Raw genomic sequence first — 15,793 nt, 5'->3', positions numbered from 1 at the left:
GTATCATCCATTTTATTTAACAGGAGGATCGCATGATCTCAAAAAAAATGGAAGAGGCCCTGAACGTCCAGATCAACAACGAAATGTATTCCGCATACCTCTACAGTGCCATGTCGGCGGACTGCGCGTTCAAGGGGCTCAAGGGGTTCGCCAACTGGTTCATGGTGCAGTACCACGAGGAGATGCTGCACGCCATGAAATTCTATGAATACGTGATCAAGATGGGCGGCAAGGTGAAGCTGCTCCCCATCAAGGAGCCGCCGTCCGAGTTCAAGTCTCCCATGGACATGTTCACCAAGACGCTCGCGCACGAGCAGTTCATCACGAAATGCATCGCCGGGCTCGTGGAGCTTGCGAAAAAGGAGAAAGACCACGCCAGCGAGGTGTTTCTGCAGTGGTATGTCACGGAGCAGACCGAAGAGGAGGAAAACGACAACGACATCATCGCCCAGCTCAAGCTCATTGGCACCGACACTGCCGCGCTCTACCTTCTCGACAAGGAAAAGGCCGCCCGCATGACCACGGTCCCCACGGACTTTTCAAAGGGCGTCGAGGCCGCGATGAAGGCGGCCGGAGGCGGGGCGTAACCCTATTGCCCCTTTACAAAGGAGGATCAATGGCGTTTTCGAAGACAACTGCATTAAAATACGTCAACCCGGCACTGGCAATTTTTGTTCTTGCGCAGGCAGTGACCGCGGTTCTTTTTACCTTTTTCTCCGACGTGATCCCGTTCGGGACGGTGCGTCAACTTCACCTGATTACCGGATATATTCTGTTTGCGCTTATCATTCTTCACACCTACCTCAATTGGACATGGATCAAATCAACCTTTTTCAAAAAGAGGAGCAAAGCATGATTTCCCGCCGTGCGGCCGTCGCTGCGACCGCCCTGTGCCTCGCAGCCGTTTTCACCTTCGGACAGGACTCCGCTGCTGCAACAAGCAAGGAACCGCCCATGAAAACCGTCATCGCGGGAAAATTCACGTTCAATTACCGGATCGACGGCGCAAACCTCGTCGCAAAAGTCTCGTGCAAGACCAACGGCTGGATCGCGGTCGGCTTCAATCCCAAAAGCGCCATGCAGGGCGCCAATCTGATCCTGGGCAGCGTGATTGACGGAAAGGCAGTGGTGTCCGACGAGTTCGGCGACGGCATGTTCACCCACGCGCCCGACACGGTGCTCGGCGGCACAAACAACATCATCGCCGGCGACTGCACGCAGGCAAGCGGCGTCACCACGCTCTCGTTCACCATCCCGCTTGACAGCGGCGACCCCAAGGACGTCAAGCTGGTGCCCGGCGCAAAGGTGAAATTGATTTTCGCGACCGGCGCCACGAACGACATAAAGAAAAAGCACAAGGACGACGCGACTAAAACCATCACGCTGTAATGCTGAAGGGAAACCTCATGGACCCGCTCGAACTCGCGAAAAACATCGAACAGGAAGGCAAACGGTATTACGAAAAGCTCGCCCGGGAGACCCCTGTTCCCGGACTGTCCGGAATCTTCAAACTCCTTGCAGGCGAGGAGCAGCAGCATTACGAGCTTTTCAACTCATGGCGGAACACCACGTTCCCCCATCCGTCGTCGTCCGGCACGGTTTCGGCCGAGGCAAAGCGGATATTCGCGGGATTGTCGTCCCACTTCTCTTTTCCCGAAACCGTGTATGAATATTCAAAGGCATATTCCAAGGCACTGGAGATGGAGCGAAAAAGCATCACGCTGTACGAAGACATGCTCGCAAAATCACCCTCGTCCCCGCAAAAGGAAATCCTGACATACCTTATCCAGGAAGAGCAGAAGCACGAGCACCTGGTGGAGCATCTGCTGGAGTTCGTGGCTGAGCCGAAGACGTTTCTGGAGAACGCGGAGTTTAATCATCTAGATGAAGAATAAAAATCTGGGCGTTCCCCCGAACAAAAAAGGCGGTTAAATACCCGCCTTTTTTGTTCGGGGTCGGCCGTCCTTCCGGTCTCGCCTTCGGCTCCGGCTGCCACGGCCCCTGTATGCCTGGCGGCGAGGGCCGGGCAGCACCGCGCTCCAGCGCGGCCTCCAGTCCTGCCTTACGCGGCGGCGAGATTCTGATTCGTCAATAACTTCTGATGGCGCCGATCAGGCAATAAATTGTCACTACCGTTTTTTCCTCTCAATTTGCGGAAGACTCGCAGCAAAAGGGAAATAAGCAAGGTAAGTTAACTTTAAAAATCCAAAATTATCGGATTTAAATAAACTTTTCAGGATTCCTTGGCAATCGGTGGCATCAAGGGCGCGCCCAGCGGAAGGTGCGGGCTTGCAACCGCCGGTACATGGCTGCACCCGGGAGGGGGTGCGGGTGCGGACCGCCGCCGCCTCAGGATTTTGTTTTATTCTTTTCTGTGAAGGAGGCGGCGGAAACCGCACCCCACGGGGAAACTTCCCCCACCAGAATCTTATTTGTTAAAAAGAGAATATGATAATCGGCACCGTCGTCACCGCCGTGTATCCGTAAGAAATATTCCTCGTCAAATTATTCACGTTTCTGTCGTTTCCCGCGGCGACGCTCATCCACAGGGCGGCCGCGGTGATGCCGAAACCCACGTACCGGTGAATGGTGCGCAGCACCGGATAATTTTCCTGGGGGCCGAACACCGAGACCGCACCGAGCGTCGCGTTTCCCGCGAGCAGGGTGATGGTGGCGATTGACGGGACCTGCGTGGCCGCGGATTTCGTGTCCATCAGGCAGCGTATCGACGTGTAAAGCCCAGCGCCCTCGATGATGGGCAGGCTGATGAAATGCGCTTCTTTTTTCCAGGCAAAAGTTGACGTCGAAAAAACAAGAATGCAAAGTAGGATTATCTTCTTCAAGGCGCTCCCCTTTCCGAATTTCATGCTTGAGCCGTGATTTGAATTTATCTTTAGTAGGTAATATAGTAATTATCAATCAACCGGGATACTCCAATGTCATTCGACCTCCTCTCGACCGTTGAACACGGCGGCTGCTCCGCCAAACTACCGGCCCAGAAACTGTCCGACGCGCTCAAAGGCCTGCCGAAAATCGTGAACAAACGCCTGCTCGTGGGCATCGAAACGCATGACGACGCCGGCGTGTACAAATTGACAGATGATATCGCCGTCATCCTGACCACCGACTTTTTCCCCCCGGTCTGCTCCGACCCCTTCGAGTTCGGCCAGATCGCGGCCGCCAACGCGCTCTCGGACGTATACGCCATGGGCGGAAAGGCCATCGCGGCGCTCAACCTTTGCATGTTCCCGTCATCGAAAATTTCTCTTGACGTGCTGCGGGAGATCCTGGCCGGCGGCCTGCGGAAAATCAAGGAGGCGGGCGCCGTGGTCGCCGGCGGCCACACCATAGACGACTATCCGCCCAAATACGGACTCGCGGTCACCGGCGTGGTGCACCCGAACAAAATCATCACCAACGACCGGGCAAAACCCGGCGACGCGCTCATCCTCACCAAACCCCTGGGCGCGGGCGTCATGGTCGCGGGCAGGCGCGTGGGCGACGCAAAAGACAAGGACTACGAGGCGTGCCTTGACAACATGAAACTGCTCAACAAGGCCGGCGCCGAGGTCATGCGGAAATACGGCGTCCGCTGCGCCACCGACATCACCGGCTTCGGCCTGCTCGGCCACGGCCTCAAGATGGCGCAGGCAAGCGGCGTGACCCTGGAACTGGATTCGGAGGAGATACCCGTGCTCGCGGGCGCGTACGAGCTCGCCGAATCAGGCTGCATCCCGGGCGCGGCCTTCCGCAACCAGGAGTTCGTGGAAAAAGAATGCCTGTTTGAAAAGGACGTCGACTATTCCATGAAAATGCTCTGCCTCGACGCGCAGACGTCGGGCGGGCTGCTGCTGTGCGCACCGGAAGCAAAGGCCGACAGGATGAAAGCGGAATTGATTGACAAAGGATATGCGAGGACCCAGATTGTCGGACGGGTGATTAAAAAAGGCAGGAACGGGAAGAGTTTGGTGGTGAAGGAGTGAGGCGGCTTTCCGTTTGATTATTGTGCGACGCCCTAATTCTTTTTCGATTTGCCCACCGTTGAGGAGGTACTCGGGCGTTTTTCCGCTTTCTTTTCTTTCTTGATTTGTGAAAACGCGAGAATTGATTTATCAGACAAGCCGACGAGCACGGAATGAAACCGCGACCTTCAGGAATAATTCGCCTATCCGATAGGGAGCTCCCATGTCCACCCTCCCCCGCTTGATCCACGGCCAGCCCGCCTCCGAAGGCGTGGCCCTGGGTACGGCAATTGTCAAGACCGGTTCGCCGGACGCGTTCACCGGCCCGCTGAGCGACGCATGGACCGCCAGGGATTTCGAAAATGCACTTGACAAAACGCGCAAGCAGCTCGCGGCGTTCCAGCATGCCATCCAGGAGCGCGTGGACGAGCAGGTGTCCCAGATCTTCGGCGCGCACCTGGCCATCCTTGACGACAATGAATTTTCGGGCCGCATCCGCGGCCTCATCACGTCGGGCATGCCGGCGGGCGCCGCCGTGAAGACGGTATGGCAGGAGTATAACGCCGTTTTATCGCAGAGCGCAAGCCCGCGCATCCGGGAAAAGACGCAGGACCTGGGCGACCTGGCCGGCCGCATCCTGCGCAACCTCGCCGGCACCGGCGCGGCGGAGCTGTCGGATTACAGCGGCAGGATTCTTATCACGTCAAGGCTGTTCCCCTCGGACATTCTGCGGCTGGTGGCCCAGAGCGTGGCGGGCGTGATCCTCACCGAGGGCGGCGTCACTGCGCATATTTCGGTGCTGGCGCGCAGCCTCGACCTGCCGCTGGTGCTCGTCGACGCGGCCGAGCTCGGCGACATTCCCGACGGCACCCTGCTCCTGCTCGAGGCGAACGTGGGCAACGTGCACGTCGCCCCGGCACCCGATATCATCGCCGGCTACCGGGACGTGCTGGGCGCAAAAGGCAAAGCCCAGCACCGGGAGCGCGCCGCGCCGCAGACCCGAACGGCCGACGGCATGCGCGTTTTCCTGCACGCAGCGATCGGCCTGGTGAGCGAGGCAAAACTCGCCGCCGCCATCGGGTCCGAGGGCGTTGGACTTTACAGAAGCGAAATGCCCTTCCTCATCCGCAACGGCTTCCCCACCGAGGACGAGCAGTGCGCGGTGTACCGGAAGGTGGCCGAGCACACCGGCGCCGGCGGCGTGGTGTTCCGCACGCTCGACATCGGCGGCGACAAGATCCTGCGCTACTTTCCCACCCGGCAGGAGACCAACCCGTTTCTGGGCCTGCGCGGCATCCGCTTCACGTTTAGGCACCGCGAGATCTTCGACACGCAGGTGCGCGCGATCCTGCGCGCGGGGCACGACCGTCCCGTGCGCATCCTGTTCCCGCTCGTCCCCTCGGTGGACAGTTTCCTCCATGCAAAGCGCATCGTCGCCGAGCACGCCGCCGCCCTCGCGAACGCGGGCACGGCGCACCAGCACGCGCCCTCGATAGGCGCCATGGTGGAGCTGCCCTGCGCCGTGGGCATCGCCGACGACCTGGCCGCCGAGGCCGATTTCCTCGCCATCGGTACCAGCGACCTGGTGCAGTACATGCTCGCCGTCGACCGCACCAACGAACAGATGACCGACTGGTACGTTCCCTGGCACCCGGCGGTCCTCCGCGCGATCAAGACGGTGGCCGACGCCGGCGCCCGCCGCGACAAACCGGTGTCGGTGTGCGGCGAAATAGCGTCGTATGAGCCGCTGATCCCCGTGCTCGTGGGCATGGGAATTTCCCATCTGACAATTCCCCCGCGCCGGATCCCGCAGCTGCAGAAACAGATCGGCGCCATCAACGGCGCAAAGGCGAAGGAACTCGCGGACAAAATGCTCGCGGCAAGAACCCTGGCGGAAGGTGCGAAACTCATCGGGGTGGAATGGAAGGCGGAGTATTGAACATTGCCTGAATTTTTTCCGCTTCGCCGGCTTCCGGCCGCTGAAGACCGACCTCTCATTTTGTTTTTCTCCTTTGTTCCAAATTATTCGATTTTTCTTTCTTGATTTGTGCAAGGGCGTGAATGTTGATTTAGGGGGAAAGGCCCAAGGCGCATCGACCTGCAGAAAATGTCCCGTTTTGGCAGGTATGTTGCAGGTAGGTAGCAGCATGCATGCCGAAAGGGTATGCTTTATGAAAGCAACATACCTGTAGGTGGTGTAAATGCTGCCCGTTTGAAAGTCAGAAGAATTGTGGCGCATTACTGAAGATAAACATTCGCATAGATTAAATTACCGTAAATGACAAAACGGGAATATTATTCAGATTCAATTGAGGGTTTCTTAAAATCATCTTCCGATGAAGTTCTCGGCAAGCTTACTTCAAGAAGTGATTTTGATGTAGGACAATCGCAACGTAACGCCTGGGTCGAGGAAATATCCATTCTGCAAGCTGTGCTGCGGGGAAGAAAAGGATCGGTATATTTTGAATATTCAATTCCGCGAATGGGCAAACGGATTGACGTGGTACTTCTTATTGGCCCGGTGATTTTTGTCATTGAATTCAAAGCCGGCGAAAAAGAATTTACTTCCTCGGGAAAAGACCAGGTCTGGGATTATTCGCTTGACCTGAAAAACTTTCACGAATCCAGTCATGATCTGTTTATCGCTCCAATCCTTGTTCCGACAACTGCAAAAACAGCCGTTCCTGTCGTTGCGACTACTCCGCATCGCGACAAACTTCTTCACCCCGTTGAGTGCACCGTAGAATTGCTTGGCAATGTTCTTGATGAAGTCTTGCGTTTTTGCAAGGGACCTGAAATTGATGGAGTAATCTGGGAGACCGGACGTTACTGCCCTACCCCGACAATCATTGAAGCCGCAATGGCGCTGTATAATGGCCATTCCGTTGCCGATATTTCTCGCAGTGACGCTAGTGCGATCAACCTCAGCCGGACATCCGATGCAATTTCCGACATTGTCCGTTCTTCAAAAGAGAACTGTCATAAATCGATCTGCTTTTTAACAGGCGTTCCAGGAGCCGGCAAAACACTGGTTGGCCTCAACATTGCCACCAAACACATTGACAGGGACAATGACCTCTACAGCGTCTTTCTTTCAGGCAATGGCCCGCTTGTCGCAATTTTGCGCGAAGCATTAGCACGGGATAAAGTGCAACATGAAAAAGAGCAGGGGCGGAAACTCAGGAAGGGCGAGGCATTAAGTGATGTGAAAATATTCATTCAAAACGTGCATCATTTTCGAGACGATTGTCTTGTTGACACCACAAAACCCCCTATCGAGCATGTCGCGCTCTTCGATGAAGCCCAGCGAGCCTGGAACCTTGAACAAACGGCCAATTTCATGCTCCGGAAAAAGAAAACGCCTGGGTTTATGAAATCAGAACCTGAATTCTTAATATCATGCCTTGACAGGCACCCGGACTGGGCAGTGGTTGTCTGCCTTGTAGGAGGTGGCCAGGAAATTAACACCGGTGAAGCCGGAATCAGCGAATGGGTAGAATCGTTGATCAGGTCTTTCCCGGACTGGCGCATATTCATATCCCCCCGACTTACCGACAGTGAGTATGGCGCAGGCGAGATTTTGGAAGCTATTAAATCCCGCCCGAATGTAACCTATAAGGACGAATTGCATCTTTCGGTTTCGATGCGCTCATTTCGCGCAGAGAACGTTTCGCTATTGGTAAAACAGCTGCTTGACCTTGAATCGACCGAAGCGAGGCAAACACTATTAAATGTAAATGTGAAATATCCAATTGTTATCACCAGGAATTTTTCCAAAGCCAAACAATGGCTGAGGGAAAAAGCGCGCGGAACGGAGCGGTACGGTATTGTGGTTTCCTCGCAGGCGCAGCGATTAAAGCCGCATGCAATTGATGTGAAATCACCGATGGATCCGATTCATTGGTTTCTCGATGGCAAGGAAGATGTACGGTCATCGTATTATCTTGAAGATGTTGCCACGGAGTTCCATGTACAGGGTCTTGAGCTTGATTGGGCCTGCGTAACGTGGGATGCTGATTTCCGCTATGGAAGGATGGGAACATTGGTCATTTTGCGGTGACCGCTGGAATCACATCAAGAAACAAGAACGCCGGAATTATCTGAAGAATGCGTACCGGGTTCTGTTAACCCGCGCACGGCAAGGTATGGTTATTGTTGTTCCGGAGGGCGATCCGATTGATCCGACTCGAAACCCGGCATTCTACGACCCGACATTTTATTATCTTACTGATATCGGGATTCCGGTGATTTAAACAACGAAAAAAGACTTCCTATTATGAATGACTCAGAACAACAACTTTCTCCAGAATACGGCTCCTGGCTTTCCGGTTTGAAGCAGCAAATTACCATTGCCCGGCAAAAAGCAGGCTTGTCTCTCAATGAAGCACTTATCAAGCTTTACTGGCACATTGGCGGCGAAATAATTGAAAAGGAAAAAGCAGCCAACTGGGGCAGCGGGTTTATTGACCGTTTGTCCCGCGACCTGTCATTCGAATTTCCTGACATGAAAGGGTTTTCCCGGCGGAACCTTTATGCAATCCGCCAGTGGTATCTTTTTTATTCCGCCAGTTCTCCAATTGTGCCACAGCCTGTGGCACAAACTCCCTGGGGTCATAACCGTCTGATAACAAGCAAGATAAAAGATGTCGACGAGGCACTCTGGTATGTTTCAGCAACTATTGAAAACGGTTGGGCGCGAGACATCCTGGAAATGAAAATTGAAAAGGACGAATATCGGCGAACAGGAAAATCGCTCACAAATTTTCCCAGAACCTTGCCGATATCGCACTCAGGTCTTGCTCAGGAAACAATAAAAGATCCCTATAATTTTGACTTTCTCGGGCTTGAAGACGATGCGCAGGAACGCGCCGTTGAAACGGCGTTAACCGATAGAATCACAGACTTCCTCCTCGAATTAGGAAAAGGTTTTGCTTTCATCGGCAGGCAATACAAGCTTATTGTGAGTGATAACGAGTACTTTCTTGACATGCTCTTTTATCATCTTGAACTCCGGTGTTTCGTGGTGATCGAACTTAAAGCCGGTAAGTTCAAACCTGAATTTGCAGGGAAACTCAATTTTTATTTATCCGCCGTTGATAGCCAGTTGAAGCGTCCGGATGATAATCCAACAATAGGAATCTTGCTTTGCAAGAAAAAGGATAAAATTGAAGCGGAATACTCTTTACGCGACATCAACAAACCAATCGGCATAAGCGATTATCTTCTCACTCATGCAATTCCTGAAAATCTATCTTCAAAACTTCCAACTGTATCAGAACTTGAAGACGAATTAGCTTCAAGGCTTTCCAATTCTCCTAAAACAGAATCAGAGAAGAAATAAATCTACAGTTATGCGCCACAGCAACACAAACGGGCAGCAAATCCACCAACAGCCGCGTTATGTTCGCGCGAAACGCGCACATGTCCAGCGTTTGAATAAAACGTGTCAAGTCGCTTCACTCCGTCACGTTTTCTAACGCTGTCCACGTCGTAACACGGCGCACGTTGCAACCATCTAAAAACCCAACCGTTCTACGGCATAAATAAACACGGCACATAACCGAATTCAACAAGGTGGAAACAAACTGGACAGGTTCACCATGCCAAAGACTACAACCAATGCCAAGGTCGACGCATTCCTCGACAAAGCAGAAAAGTGGAGGGAAGAATTCAAAAAATTGAGGGCGATCATTCTTGACTGCGGGCTCTTCGAAGAATTGAAGTGGGGTGTGCCCTGTTACTCGTTCAACGGCGGCAATGTGGTTTTAATACACGGATTTAAGGAATACTGCACGATCCTGTTCATCAAAGGCGCCTTGTTGAAAGATGCCAAAGGCGTTCTCATCCAGCAAACGGAGAACGTGCAGGCGGGGCGCCAGATCCGGTTCACCAATGTTCAGGAAATAGTGAAGATTGAACCCGTGTTGAAAGCCTATATTCATGAAGCCATTGAAGTGGAAAAAGCCGGATTGAAAGTGGATTTGAAAAGAACTTCGGATTTCAAAATTCCCGTGGAATTTAAGAGGAAACTGGATGATAATCCCGGTTTGAAAACCGCGTTTGAGGCGTTGACGCCGGGACGGCAACGAGCGTACCTTTTTTATTTCTCGCAGCCCAAACAATCCGAAACCCGGGAGTCGAGGGTTGACAAATGCGTGCAGCGGATTCTCAAGGGAAAGGGATTGAATGATTAGCGTATTCGATGAAGAAATAAAGCAGGGTGCCTTTACAAATTGTTCTTTTTTGTCATCCCCGACCTGATCGGGGATCCGTCCTTTGTCATGGGGAATCATTGCCTCGCCCAGCGTTCATGCGAGCCCGTCTTCCGCTTTCCCCTCGCCCTGACATTCGAGACCCACAGCGACAGATATGCCGCCACGGGCAGCAGCCTGCCGAGCGCCGGCGTCTTGACGCGAACCGCGCCGGCCGGGCACAGCTCCTGGCAGCAGAAGCACCGGATGCACCTGTTGTATTTGTAAACAGGCGGCATTTTTTTGCCCGTCGTTCCCCAATCGAGAGCGCGCGGCTCCACCGGGCACGCGCCGACGCATTGTCCGCACCGGGTGCATGATGCGGCGCGAATGACCGGCCTTGTCACCAGCAGGTTGCGTATCGCGCGCAGCAGGGAATTGGGAGAAACCGCCGGGAGCCGCGACACCTTGAAATCCGGCGTCATGAAATTTTCGACGGCGTCGCCCACGCATTCGATCTCATCCATCCGCGAAGTGCCGAGCCCGGCCTGTTCGCCCGCCAAAAGCATGGGCACGAAAGCCGGCTCGAGCCCGATGATGGTGCACGCGATTGCGTCGAGCGCCACGGGATCCCGCGACAGCATGAGAAGGCCGAGCCTGCGCGGGTCGCCGTTTTGCGGGCCGTTCCCCTCCATGGCGATCAGGGCGTCCAGGATATAAAGCCGGGGCTTTACAAACGCGGTGATGTCCGCGAGCAGCCGGGAAAAATCGCGCACGTCGGGCGCGGACGCGTGATAGCGGCCCTTGTACACGCCGGGCACGCAGCCGAACTGGTTTTTTATCGCGCCGGTGACGCGGACGAGGCCGTGGGTCTTGAGCTTCGGCACGCTCACCATGCCGTCCGCGGCCAGAACGCCGTTTGCGATCACGATGTTCCTGCGTGATGCGCCGGCCGCGCGCGCCACTATCCGGCCGTTTTCAAAATCAGCGCAGGGAATGCCGAGTTTTTCGGCGGCCGCGCTAAACCCGCACTTGTTCATGGCCGCACCGCATTTCCCCCAGCCCGCATACAGTGCGGGGGAATCGCCGTACGTGACGCGGCAGCCCGCCTCCTGCAGGCACGCGCACGCGGCCGCGAACACCGACGGGTGCGTGGTGACGCAGCGGTCGGGCGCGCACGCGGCCAGCGCGTTCGGCTTCACGAGGATGGTCTCGCCGGGCTTTGCGAACTTCGCCATGCCGCCCAGCAGTTCGATGCCGCGCCGCATTGCCGCGAGCACTTCGGTGTCATTGTATGATTCACATTTGACAAGAGCAACCGTTGATCGTTTTACGTGAATGGAAGAGACTGGCGAGCTCATGGCGCGAGGACACCGGACTTTGCCGCTGCCCCGATTGCCGCGGCGATTTCAACAGAGGGTTTCTTTTCACCGAGCTTGGCGCGGACCTGCGACAGTTTAAGCACGGTTGCGGCGTAATATTCTTTGTCAATAATAAAGCGCCGGATTTCGGCCGCGAACCGCTCTCCGGTCGCGTCATGCTGGATGCATTCTGGCACAATGCGCTCGCCCGCCACGATGTTGGGCAGGCCGATGTACGGCAGGGTGATCATGCCTTTCAACAGCGAATACGTCACGGCGGAGGTTTTGTAGGCCACCACCAGCGGCACTTCGCGGAGCGCGGCCTGCAGGGTGGCGGTGCCCGAGGTGACCAGCGCGCAGTCGCTATTCCTTAAAAGCAAGGGAAGCGGCTCCCGGCTCACGGCGACGGCGCCGGGGAATTCCTTTTCAAACCGGCGCGCCGACGCTTCGAAAAGACCGGATTCAAGCCCCCTGCTTCTCGACACCGCAACCGTAAGGTTTGGAAATTCGCGCTTGAGAATCATGGCGGCGTCCATCATGGGGCCCAGCAGGCGCGAGACTTCCTGCCGCCTGCTGCCGGGCACGATCGCAAGCCGGACAGGGCTGCTTTTGTCAAGCATGAGCCGCTTCGGGGCCACCGTTTGCTCTCTGTCAAGCGCTTCGACGAGCGGGTGGCCCACGTATTCCACAGGCGCAGGGTAGGCCGTGAAATATTCCTTTTCAAACGGGAACACCACGCCGATGAACGAGGCGAACCTCCCCAGCACCTCGGCGCGCTTCTTCTTCCACGCCCAAACCTGCGGCACGATGTACCATACCACGGGCACGCCGAGTTTTTTCGCCGCCTTCATGAGCGGTATGTTGAACCCCGGATAATCCACGCACACGAGCGCGGCGGGTCTCGTGTTCTTAAGTTGCTTTATAAGAATAGATTTTGCGTTCAGGAAAAACGGCAGGTGCAGGAGCACCTCGGCGATGCCCATGCGGTTGAACGGCTCGAACGGCAGCACGGCCTCGAACCCCTTTTCCCGCATGCACGGTCCGCCGATGCCGAACAGGCGGGCGTCGGGGAGCATTTCCTTGAGACGCCCGATCACGGCGGCGGCGTGCTCGTCGCCCGAAGGGTCGCCGGCGACGAACATGATGGATACTGGTTTTTTTTCCATAAATTAGGTTTTAAAACGGGCGAAGTTCCGGTTAGTCAAAAGCCATCCCTGGCACCGTCGGACGGGTTATTTGATAACACCAAAATAAGTTTTGCTGGATTGCTTGAGCGGCCCTGTTGATGAGGGGCCCATCAATACCACACCTTGTTCAGCCTTACATGACCACGGTTAGCTGGAACAAATCCTTGTTTTTCTTGATTTGTTCTATCTTGTCAATGCAATCTGCCAGCTCTTCCTTTAATGCCTCGGCGTCAATATCCGCCAGTTCATCACCCTTTTTGTCAAGGTACTCCACAAGATGCTTCAGAACGGCCAGCCCCTCATCGGGCCGGTGCCATTTCTTCTTCGTGCTGCCGTCCGCCCGATCGACGAACTCCGATATCTTCCGGATGTGTTCTCTCACGCATATCGCATCCAGCTTTTCCAGCGCTTCCAAAAGGTAAAAATGGTCATAGTCGTCTTCGCGCATCGTCTCCTTGCCAAGAACCCAGATGACCGTGCTCATGAATGCAACCTTATTTTTCAAGTATTGATCTGGGCGTTACCCCCTTTGGGGGCGTTAACTTTTCGCTCCCAAAAGGGGTCGGCCCTCCTTCCGGGCTCGGCCCGCGGCCTCGTTGCCGGACCGCCCGTAGTCGCCTCTGGCGATGGGTCGGCCGGCAACGCGCTCTTGCGCGCCCTACAGTCCCGCCTAACGCGGCGGCGGGGTTCCGATTAGTCAAACAACATCTCTGGCGCCGGTCGGACACATGATTTAATAATACCAAAATAAGTTTTGCAGGACATCTTGATAATAAGAAGAAGCCAGGTATATAAGGATCCCATTTCAACCGCACTCCGCGGGTGCGCCCAGCGGATGGTTGCAGCTTGCCACTGTCGGTACCCGGCCGCACCCAGGAGGGGGTAGCGGAGGACCGGACGCGCAAATCTTTGGACACGGCATCATTGGAAATAATTCGGAGCGCGTCCGGGCCGCAGCGAGGGGGATAGCTCCCCCGCCAGATTATTATTAGTCAGAAAAATCAATCAGAACAGCTTCGCCGGAAACTTCTTTTCCTTCATCATCCCAAGATACTTTTTTAATCCCGGAAGCAAAGGCCTTGCAACGGCGAGCACCGCATCAGGAGTGACGACAAGAACGGCGTTGTCAAGGCCGATGGATGCGACGTGCAATGGCGAGGCGTTATAAATAATCGAGTTTGAGCTTTCATGGTCAAAAACCGCCGGCCCGACCGCGACCGTGCCTTTTTTGTTTTTCGGGTGTACCCTCGTCATCGCCTCCCACGAGCCGATGTCGTCCCAGCAAAACGCGCCGCACACGGCGGCGATGCGCGACGATTTCTCCATGATGCCGTAGTCGATTGATTCGCTTTCGCAGGTCTTATAATACCGGTCAATGGAAGCCTTTGTAAAACCGGCCCTTTCAACCGCGCAAGCCTGGCGGTACAGACGGGGCATGTGCTCCTTGATTTCAGATAATATCGCCGACGTTTTCCAAACGAACATGCCGCTGTTCCATAAGTAGTTTCCCGACCGCACATATTCCCGCGCGACAGCGGCCGACGGTTTTTCAACAAAGCGCCGCACCTGGTACGACGCGGTGCCGCCGGCCCCGGAAATCGGTTTGCCGATGTTGATATACCCGTAACCCGTGTCGGGACGCGTGGGCCTGATGCCGAACACCACCAGGGAACCCGTCTTTTGGGCAAGAAATGCGGCGCTGCGCACGGCCTTGACAAACGCTTGTTTCGGCGCGATGGCATGGTCGGCCGACGCCACGAGCATGACCGCGTCGCCATGGCGGCGGCGCACCCACAGCGCGCCGAGCGCGATGGCGGGCGCCGTGTTTTTTCCCACGGGCTCAACGATGCAGTCATACGCGACGCGGCGGCCGAGCGCCCGGCGCATGGCCGCGGCGCATTGCCGCCCCGTGATCACGAGCGGTTGCGCGCCGCCGCAGGCGGCACGCGCGCGGGCGAGCGTTTCCTCGACCATGGTTTTATTGCCCGCAAGGCGAAGCAGCTGCTTGGGATTTGACGAACGCGAAAGGGGCCAGAACCGCTCGCCCCTGCCCCCGGCAAGGATGAGGGGAACGGCGATCATACGGCGGCGTCCGTGCCCGCGGCAAAGGCGGCGAGTTTTTCCTTGAGGCTTTCCACGGCGCTGTAGGGCACCTTGGGGACGCCGATCTCCGACTTGCTCTGGCTGCCGTTGTGGAAATCGGAGCCGCCGGTGTAGGCGAGCCCGTTCTTCCGGCAGTACTGGAGGTAATGCCGCTCGACGGCGGTGTTGTGCTCCGAATGGAACACCTCGACGCCCATGAGCCCTTCGCTCATGAACTCCGGAATCCGCTCGTCCACCTTGGTGACGCCCGGGTGCGCAAGCACCGGGATGCCGCCCGCGCCGCGGATGAGCTGGAACACCTCCCTGGGCGGCATGCTGAGCTTTTCAACGTAGGCGGGCGAATCGTAGCCGATGAGTTTTTCAAACGCCTCGCGGAACGAGTACACGAGCTCTTCCTTGAGCAGCGCTGCCGCGATATGGGGCCTGCCGATCGCCGCGGTTCCCGCGATGTTAAGCACGGTCTCGAAGCGAAGGTCGACGCCCTGGCGGTTGAGGTTCTCCACGATCTTGCGCGCGCGCACGTGGCGGGCCTTTTTGAGTTCCACGAGCTTCGCAACCAGCCGCGGGTTGTTCGTGTCAAGGAAATATCCAAGGATATGGATATCGGCCCCGCTTATTTCACTCGAAAGTTCCACGCCCGGTATCACTTCTATGCCGTGTTTGGCCCCGAGCTCCTGGGCGAACGGATACGCGTCCACGCAGTCGTGATCGGTGATCGAAAGCGCCTTGAGCTTCTTGCCCGCGGCGAATTCCAGAATTTCCTCTACCGGATGCGTCCCGTCTGAAAATTTCGTGTGAATGTGGAGATCTACATATTTCTTTCCAGCAATAAAATCGCGAAACATTGTCCTGACATGGGTTTATGGTTGAAATGGAAAGGTATAAAATAACCAACGACGATTTTCAATTCAAGGCTTTATTGCGTTTTAATAATTTTACGGCTGTGGGGCGCGTTTTTAGCCCGGATTGTTTGCAAAGAAAGAAAAACC

The 15,793-nt window shown here is 55.7% G+C and carries 15 protein-coding genes; 9 read left to right on the top strand and 6 right to left on the bottom strand.

What is annotated here, in order from left to right; translation table 11 throughout:
- Nucleotides 1–32: 32 nt before the first annotated feature.
- The 4 genes from VLX68_09025 to VLX68_09010 are packed head-to-tail and all read left to right on the top strand — an operon-like array spanning nt 33 to nt 1,895.
- On the top strand, nt 33–587 hold the full coding sequence (locus VLX68_09025) for a ferritin (protein HUI92372.1): 555 nt from the start codon (nt 33–35) through the stop codon (nt 585–587).
- 29 nt (nt 588–616) lie between these two features.
- The gene (locus VLX68_09020) at nt 617–856 is read left to right on the top strand and encodes a DUF4405 domain-containing protein (GenBank protein ID HUI92371.1); all 240 of its coding nucleotides are present in this window, start codon (nt 617–619) and stop codon (nt 854–856) included.
- A complete protein-coding gene (locus VLX68_09015) occupies nt 853–1,389 on the top strand; it encodes a DOMON domain-containing protein (protein ID HUI92370.1) in 537 nt (178 codons plus the stop codon). The genes VLX68_09020 and VLX68_09015 overlap by 4 nt, the downstream gene beginning before the upstream one ends.
- Before the next feature lie 17 nt (nt 1,390–1,406).
- A complete protein-coding gene (locus VLX68_09010) occupies nt 1,407–1,895 on the top strand; it encodes a ferritin family protein (protein ID HUI92369.1) in 489 nt (162 codons plus the stop codon).
- 540 nt (nt 1,896–2,435) lie between these two features.
- Here VLX68_09010 and VLX68_09005 read toward each other — a convergent pair.
- Nucleotides 2,436–2,843: a hypothetical protein gene (locus tag VLX68_09005; protein ID HUI92368.1), complete on the bottom strand. Its 408-nt coding sequence runs from the start codon at nt 2,841–2,843 to the stop codon at nt 2,436–2,438.
- Between the two features lie 93 nt (nt 2,844–2,936).
- Here VLX68_09005 and selD point away from each other — a divergent pair, with 93 nt between their 5' ends.
- The 5 genes from selD to VLX68_08980 all read left to right on the top strand — a co-directional run bounded on the left by selD (nt 2,937) and on the right by VLX68_08980 (nt 10,156).
- On the top strand, nt 2,937–3,983 hold the full coding sequence (gene selD / locus VLX68_09000) for a selenide, water dikinase SelD (GenBank protein HUI92367.1): 1,047 nt from the start codon (nt 2,937–2,939) through the stop codon (nt 3,981–3,983).
- A 202-nt stretch (nt 3,984–4,185) separates the two neighbouring features.
- The gene (ptsP, locus tag VLX68_08995; GenBank protein HUI92366.1) at nt 4,186–5,901 is read left to right on the top strand and encodes a phosphoenolpyruvate--protein phosphotransferase; all 1,716 of its coding nucleotides are present in this window, start codon (nt 4,186–4,188) and stop codon (nt 5,899–5,901) included.
- 339 nt (nt 5,902–6,240) lie between these two features.
- Nucleotides 6,241–8,022 carry a DUF2075 domain-containing protein gene (locus VLX68_08990; protein HUI92365.1) on the top strand — a complete coding sequence of 594 codons (1,782 nt, stop codon included), beginning with the start codon at nt 6,241–6,243 and terminating at the stop codon, nt 8,020–8,022.
- Nucleotides 8,023–8,238: 216 nt separating this feature from the next.
- Nucleotides 8,239–9,303, top strand: coding sequence for a PDDEXK nuclease domain-containing protein (locus VLX68_08985; GenBank protein ID HUI92364.1), 1,065 nt, complete (start codon nt 8,239–8,241; stop codon nt 9,301–9,303).
- 259 nt (nt 9,304–9,562) lie between these two features.
- Nucleotides 9,563–10,156 carry a YdeI family protein gene (locus VLX68_08980; GenBank protein HUI92363.1) on the top strand — a complete coding sequence of 198 codons (594 nt, stop codon included), beginning with the start codon at nt 9,563–9,565 and terminating at the stop codon, nt 10,154–10,156.
- 95 nt (nt 10,157–10,251) lie between these two features.
- On the opposite strand, the gene VLX68_08975 is transcribed toward VLX68_08980, so the two are convergent.
- From VLX68_08975 to VLX68_08955, 5 genes are all read right to left on the bottom strand, one after another.
- Nucleotides 10,252–11,514, bottom strand: a complete 1,263-nt coding sequence (locus tag VLX68_08975) for a DUF362 domain-containing protein (GenBank protein HUI92362.1) — start codon at nt 11,512–11,514, stop codon at nt 10,252–10,254.
- On the bottom strand, nt 11,511–12,680 hold the full coding sequence (gene lpxB, locus VLX68_08970; GenBank protein ID HUI92361.1) for a lipid-A-disaccharide synthase: 1,170 nt from the start codon (nt 12,678–12,680) through the stop codon (nt 11,511–11,513). Before lpxB ends, VLX68_08975 begins: the two co-directional genes overlap by 4 nt.
- A 154-nt stretch (nt 12,681–12,834) precedes the next feature.
- The gene (locus VLX68_08965; GenBank protein ID HUI92360.1) at nt 12,835–13,185 is read right to left on the bottom strand and encodes a hypothetical protein; all 351 of its coding nucleotides are present in this window, start codon (nt 13,183–13,185) and stop codon (nt 12,835–12,837) included.
- Between the two features lie 521 nt (nt 13,186–13,706).
- A complete protein-coding gene (locus VLX68_08960) occupies nt 13,707–14,783 on the bottom strand; it encodes a mannose-1-phosphate guanylyltransferase (protein ID HUI92359.1) in 1,077 nt (358 codons plus the stop codon).
- Nucleotides 14,780–15,649 (bottom strand): PHP domain-containing protein, encoded by an 870-nt coding sequence (locus VLX68_08955; protein ID HUI92358.1) that lies wholly within the window; start codon nt 15,647–15,649, stop codon nt 14,780–14,782. Before VLX68_08955 ends, VLX68_08960 begins: the two co-directional genes overlap by 4 nt.
- Nucleotides 15,650–15,793 lie beyond the last annotated feature (144 nt).

Source organism: Chitinivibrionales bacterium (genome assembly GCA_035516255.1).
Classification (GTDB): Bacteria; Fibrobacterota; Chitinivibrionia; order Chitinivibrionales; family FEN-1185; genus FEN-1185.
Note: the sequence above shows the minus strand (reverse complement) of the source record. Positions and strands in the feature narration are given on the sequence as shown.

What these genes read in the sequence shown, in the direction of transcription:
- VLX68_09025 (HUI92372.1), top strand. Translation starts at nt 33, where the DNA reads ATGATCTCAAAAAAAATGGAAGAGGCCCTGAACGTCCAGATCAACAAC.
- VLX68_09020 (HUI92371.1), top strand. Translation starts at nt 617, where the DNA reads ATGGCGTTTTCGAAGACAACTGCATTAAAATACGTCAACCCGGCACTG.
- VLX68_09015 (HUI92370.1), top strand. Translation starts at nt 853, where the DNA reads ATGATTTCCCGCCGTGCGGCCGTCGCTGCGACCGCCCTGTGCCTCGCA.
- VLX68_09010 (HUI92369.1), top strand. Translation starts at nt 1,407, where the DNA reads ATGGACCCGCTCGAACTCGCGAAAAACATCGAACAGGAAGGCAAACGG.
- selD (HUI92367.1), top strand. Translation starts at nt 2,937, where the DNA reads ATGTCATTCGACCTCCTCTCGACCGTTGAACACGGCGGCTGCTCCGCC.
- ptsP (HUI92366.1), top strand. Translation starts at nt 4,186, where the DNA reads ATGTCCACCCTCCCCCGCTTGATCCACGGCCAGCCCGCCTCCGAAGGC.
- VLX68_08990 (HUI92365.1), top strand. Translation starts at nt 6,241, where the DNA reads ATGACAAAACGGGAATATTATTCAGATTCAATTGAGGGTTTCTTAAAA.
- VLX68_08985 (HUI92364.1), top strand. Translation starts at nt 8,239, where the DNA reads ATGAATGACTCAGAACAACAACTTTCTCCAGAATACGGCTCCTGGCTT.
- VLX68_08980 (HUI92363.1), top strand. Translation starts at nt 9,563, where the DNA reads ATGCCAAAGACTACAACCAATGCCAAGGTCGACGCATTCCTCGACAAA.
- VLX68_08975 (HUI92362.1), bottom strand. Translation starts at nt 11,514, where the DNA reads ATGAGCTCGCCAGTCTCTTCCATTCACGTAAAACGATCAACGGTTGCT.
- lpxB (HUI92361.1), bottom strand. Translation starts at nt 12,680, where the DNA reads ATGGAAAAAAAACCAGTATCCATCATGTTCGTCGCCGGCGACCCTTCG.
- VLX68_08965 (HUI92360.1), bottom strand. Translation starts at nt 13,185, where the DNA reads ATGAGCACGGTCATCTGGGTTCTTGGCAAGGAGACGATGCGCGAAGAC.
- VLX68_08960 (HUI92359.1), bottom strand. Translation starts at nt 14,783, where the DNA reads ATGATCGCCGTTCCCCTCATCCTTGCCGGGGGCAGGGGCGAGCGGTTC.
- VLX68_08955 (HUI92358.1), bottom strand. Translation starts at nt 15,649, where the DNA reads ATGTTTCGCGATTTTATTGCTGGAAAGAAATATGTAGATCTCCACATT.